General features: G+C 67.0%; 1 protein-coding gene. It reads right to left on the bottom strand.

Going from position 1 to position 552, the window contains the following annotated elements; translation table 11 throughout:
- A partial coding sequence (locus tag EOA33_RS38100) for an FAD-dependent monooxygenase (RefSeq protein ID WP_190234549.1) occupies window positions 1–552 on the bottom strand: 552 nt, incomplete at both ends.

The raw sequence follows: 552 nt of genomic DNA, 5'->3' as shown, positions 1-552 counted from the left end.
GCGCAACGCGATTTTGCGCAAAGCGGCCCGGCGAGGCGGCCGATAGCGGATAGACCTGCCTGCCGGGTTCGACGGTGACGCGCCCCAGCATCGACTGCATCTGCTCTTCGACGCGTTGCGAAAGCGTCGCGTCGTCGAGCGCCGCCAGTTCCGTCGCCGTCTCCGGCTTCACCACCCAGACAAGACTGGAACGGTTGCCGGGCAGGGGAACCTGCGTGAACGGGCCTGTCTCGGTGTGGAATTCGGTCGAGGTGAAAGCGTGGTCGCTGCGGTGGCTGAAATTGAGAACCAGCGCCGCCTGTGGATAGGACCGCACCGATGCGGCAATGCCCGCCGCTTCGCGCGCCGGCGACAGGCGCCCGTCGGCGGCGACCGCCAGCGAGGCGGAAATCTCGCTGCCATCGGCGAGCACGGCATGGGCATGGGCGGCGTCGAGGCGCCAGCTCTCGACCATCGATTTCCGCCATTCTATGCCCGCATGCGCGGCAACCGCCCTGGCAAGGGCGGGAACAAGCACATTGTTCGGCAGGTTCAAGCCGAACTGCTCTTCGC

The organism is Mesorhizobium sp. M4A.F.Ca.ET.050.02.1.1, from assembly GCF_003997725.1.
Classification (GTDB): Bacteria; Pseudomonadota; Alphaproteobacteria; order Rhizobiales; family Rhizobiaceae; genus Mesorhizobium.
The sequence above is the reverse complement of the archived record's forward strand: the minus strand, read 5'-3'. Positions and strand labels throughout refer to the sequence as shown.